Source organism: Mycobacterium sp. E3247 (assembly GCF_001667785.1).
Classification (GTDB): domain Bacteria; phylum Actinomycetota; class Actinomycetes; order Mycobacteriales; family Mycobacteriaceae; genus Mycobacterium.
In genome coordinates this window covers 1-4,561 of record NZ_LZJG01000311.1, presented here as the reverse complement: position 1 = coordinate 4,561, position 4,561 = coordinate 1, and the positions used below count along the sequence as shown (strand labels likewise).

Sequence of the window (4,561 nt, the reverse complement as noted above, 5' to 3'; positions counted from 1 at the left end):
ACCGTCTGGTCGTGGGAGAACACCCCGACCGGACGGCCGTCGATCATGGCGTGCCCGGTGACGCACCCGTCGCCGTAGAGCGCGTTCGGGTCGTTCGGCGTCTTGGCCAGCGCGCCGACCTCCATGAAGGTGCCCGGGTCGACCAGCGCGTGGATGCGGGCGCGGGCGCTGGGGATGCCCTTCTTCTCGCGCTTGGCGACGGCCTTCTCGCCGCCGGGCTCTTTGGCCAGTTCCAGGCGAGCGTAGAGCTCGGCCAGCTTCTCGGCGGTGGTGTGCTGAATGGGAGCTGGCGCCATCTCCGTCACTACTTGCCCACCTCACTCGTCTGACTGGTTTCGGCCTCCACCTTATTCAGCACGTCGGAGAGGTGAGCACCGACCTTGCCGATGATCGGTTCGTCGATGGCCTGGATGTGCTCGCCGCCGATGGGTACCACCTCGAGGTCGGCCACGTACTCGCCCCAGCCGCCGTCGGGCTGGCGGACCGCGTATCGCGGCTCGAACTCGATCACGTCGTCGTGGTAGCGATCGGCCATGTACAGGGTCACGTGGCCGTCGTACGGCTCGATCTGTACGGTCTCGAGCGCCCGGTTGTCCAGGTAGGACGTCCGCTGGTGCTCGACGATGCCGCCCGGGATCTGCACGCCGCTCTGCTGGACGATGTCCAGCACGAACTGGACCTGGCCCTCGTCGTCGAGTTCTTCGAGCTGCTCGTAGGGGATCGCCGGAATCTCGACGTTGAAGGTGCGCTCGGCGAACTTCGCGTACCGGTCCCAGCGCTTGCGGGTCTCCTCCTGTGTCTGGGGGATCTCCTCGCCGGCGCGCACGGTGTCGATCATCCCGACGAAGCGCACGTCTTCACCCGCGCGCTTCAAGCCGATCGCGCACGCGTACGCCAGCGCGCCGCCGAGCGACCAGCCGGCCAGGATGAACGGCTTGCCCGCGTTCATCTCCAACAGCTTCGGCACGTACTGGGCGGCCCGCTCCTGGACGGTGCCCTCCACGCGCTCGAACCCGTACATCGGCGTGTCCGCGGGCAACCGGTTCAGCAGCGGCTCGTAGACCACCGTTGAACCGCCGGCGGGATGGAAGACGAACACCGCGGGTTTCGAGCTGCCCTCGGGGCGCGCCCGCAGGGTGCGGACGAAGCCGTCGATCTGGCCGGCCTCCAGGTACTGGCGGACCTTCTCGGCCAGCGCCTCGATGGTGTCCGACGTCAGGACGTCCTCGGCGCTGACGGCGCCGTCGGCGCGCTCGGAAAGCCGCTGCGCCATCTTGGCCGCGGTGTCCTCGTCGAGCTTGGGCAGCGGGTTGAAGATGCCGCCCGGCGACTTGCCCGTGACGATCGCCCAGGTGGCGAAGGTGACCCGCTCAGCCGCATCACGCGGCGGCACATCGGAATTCAGCGCCTTGGACACCGCCTCCTGGCTGAGCGCCCCCGCGAGATCGGGCTTCGCGCCGTTGGTCGCCGCCACCTTCGGGCCGGACGGATCCGTCGGCGGCGGCGGGATCGACGCGTCCGACGCCGGCGGTGCCGGCTGCGCCTCCGGCTCCGCTTGCGGGTCCGGCGCGGGTGCGGCCACCGTCGTCGGCGTTGCCCCGCTCAGCAGCTGCGCCTGCTCTTTGGCGATCTCCTCGGGCGTGAGCGTCTTCTGGTGTTCGTGCAGCTGCTCGACCTCGTCGCGGTGCTCGACCGCGTACTCGATCAACTTCTCGATGGCGTAGAGGTTGGCGTCGCGCACCGCCGTCAACTGGATCGGCGGCAGGTCGAAGTCGTACTCGACGCGGTTCTTGATCCGCACCGCCATCAGCGAGTCCAGGCCGAGCTCGATCAGCGGCACCTCCCACGGCAGGTCCTCGGGTTCGTAACCCATCGCCGAACCGACGATCAGGCCCAGCCGCTCGCCGATGGTCTCGCCGGAATCCGGCGACCATTTGCCCATGCTGGCCGAGAAGTACCGGTTGGTCAGGCTGTCCGTCAGGGTCTCGGCCTCGGGTTCGTCGACGGGTGCCGCAAGCGCGGCCGCCGCCCCGTTGGAGGCGGCCGTGATGGCCGCGCCCGCACCGACCGCGGCCGGCAGGGCGACGCCCGCCTCGCCGCCGCGGGTCACCAGCGCGTCGTACACCAGCGTGAAGGACTCGTCGATGCGGGCGTGTACCTGCACCGAGGCGCCGCCGGGGTGCCGGGTCAGCGTCGTCACCAGGCGTGCGCCTTCACCCGGAACCGCACGCTGCTCGGCCGCGGCCAGCTGCGCGTCCGGAAGCACCTCGGCCGCGGCGGCTTTCACCAGGGCGGGCAGGTCCGTCAGGCCGCGGGGGTTGTACTCCCACACGTGGCGGCCGTCCGGCAGCGCGACGTGGTTACCCGGCATCAGCACCGAGCTGCTGCCGTGCGCGAAGTGCACGTCCAGCCAGTGCTCCTTGCGCTTGAACCTCGTCGGCGGGATGTTCGCAAAATCTTCGGGGCCTGCCGGCCCCGAAGAAGCGCGGCTGAACAGCGTGCGGATGTCCAGGTCGTGGCCGTAGACGTAGAGCTGGGCCATCGCCGAGATCATCGACTCGACGTCGTCCTGCTTGCGGGCCAGCGTCGGAATCAGTTGGGCGTCATGCAGACCCGCGGCGGCAGTGGTCAGGCCGATCTGCATCAGCGCCACCGGGTTGGGCGCGAGCTCCAGGAAGGTGGTGTGGCCGCTGTCGACGGCGTTGCGCACGCCGTGGGTGAAGTACACCGAGTGCCGCATGCCCTTGACCCAGTAGTCGACATCGTGCACCGGCTCGCCGCCGGGCTTGATGTAGCTGCCCTCGTGCACCGTCGAGAAGATCCCGACCGTCGGGCTCAGCGGGTGAATTCCCTGCAGCTCCGCGGAGAACTCGCCCAGCAGCGGGTCCATCTGCGAGGTGTGGCCGGCGCCCTTGGTCTGCAGCTTGCGGGCGAAGCGGCCCTCCGATTCCGCCCGGGCGACGATCGCGTCGATCTGCTCGGGCGGGCCGCCGATCACGGTCTGGCTGGGCGCGGCGTAGACGCACACCTCCAGGCCGGGGAAGTCGGCGAACACGGTCTTGAGCTCGTCGGCGGAGTACTCGACGAGCGCCATGAACCGGATGTACTCGCCGAACAGCATCGCCTCGCCCTCGCCCATCAGGTGCGAGCGCGACGCGATCACGCGGGCGGCGTCCGCCAGTGACAGGCCGCCGGCGAAGTAGGCCGACGCGGGCTCGCCGAGCGACTGGCCAACCACCGCAGCGGGTTTGGCGCCGTGGTGCTTGAGGAGCTCACCCAGCGCGATCTGGATCGCGAAGATGACGACGTTGCTGGTCTCGATGCCGTAGTCCTGCGAGTCGTCGAGGATCAGCTCGAGAATCGAGTAGCCGCGCTCGTCCTGGATCAGCGCGTCGACCTTCTCGATCCACTCGGCGAAGACCTCATTGCGCAGGTAGAGGCTCTTGCCCATCTTCCGGTGCTGCGCACCGAAACCGGCCATCGCCCACACCGGGCCGTTGGTGACCGGCCCGTCGACGCTGAACACGCCCGGCCGCTGCTTGCCCTCGGCCACCGCGCGCAGGCCCTTGACGGCCTCCTCGTGGTCGTGGGCCAGCACCACCGCGCGGGAGCGGCCGTGGTTGCGCCGCGACAGCGACCGCCCGATCGATTCCAGCGACGACGCCTGCCCCTCGGGGCTTTCCATCCAGTCCGCGAGCTCGGCGGCCGCCGCCTTCTTGCGCGAGGTGAGGAACGCCGACACGACGAGGGGGATCAGGGGCTTGGTGGGCTCCGCGACCTCCTGCGCCGCGAGCTCTTCCAGCGCGATCTCCTTGAGCCGCAGCGCCTCGTCGGTGACGCCCGGCAGCTCGTACTCGTCCTCTTCGGGCGCTTCCGGGTCCGGGATGATGTTGCCGAAGTCGTCGAAGCGCAGCGCGTGGGCTTCCATGACGGGCGGCTCAGCGGCATCGGACGCCGGCTCGGCGGTGGTCTTCGATTCGGGCTCGGGCTCGCGTTCGATCACGTCACGGGGCAGGACCTCGCGCACCACCAGGTGCGCGTTGGCGCCGCCGAAACCGAAGCTGGACACCCCGGCCAGCGCGTAGCCGCCGTACCGCGGCCAGTCCGTGGGTTGGTCGATCACCTTCAGCCGCATCGCGTCGAAGTCGATGTAGGGGCTGGGTCCGGCGAAGTTGATCGACGGCGGCAGCTTGTCGTGCTGCAGGGCGAGCACCACCTTGGCCATGCTGGCCGCGCCGGCCGCCGACTCCAGGTGGCCCACATTGGTTTTCACCGCACCCAGTAGGGCCGGGCGGTCGGCGGGGCGGCCACGGCCGACGACACGGCCCAGCGCCTCGGCCTCGATCGGGTCGCCCAGGACGGTCCCGGTGCCGTGCGCCTCGATGTAGTCGACGGTGCGCGGGTCGATGCCGGCGTCCTTGTAGGCGCGGCGCAGCACGTCGGCCTGCGCGTCCTGGTTGGGGGCGATCAGGCCGTTGGACCGGCCGTCGTGGTTGACCGCGCTGCCGGCGATCACGGCCAGGATCTGGTCGCCGTCGCGGCGGGCGTCGTCGACCCGCTT

Annotated in this window: 2 protein-coding genes; both read right to left on the bottom strand. The window is 69.9% G+C overall.

Annotation, left to right across the window (positions count from 1 at the left end):
* Positions 1-296, bottom strand: a 296-nt coding sequence (locus A9X04_RS16840; RefSeq protein WP_304442399.1) for a carboxyl transferase domain-containing protein, incomplete at its 3' end; no start/stop codon positions are given.
* An 8-nt stretch (positions 297-304) separates the two neighbouring features.
* A partial coding sequence (pks13, locus tag A9X04_RS16835; RefSeq protein WP_067922631.1) for a polyketide synthase Pks13 occupies positions 305-4,561 on the bottom strand: 4,257 nt, incomplete at its 5' end.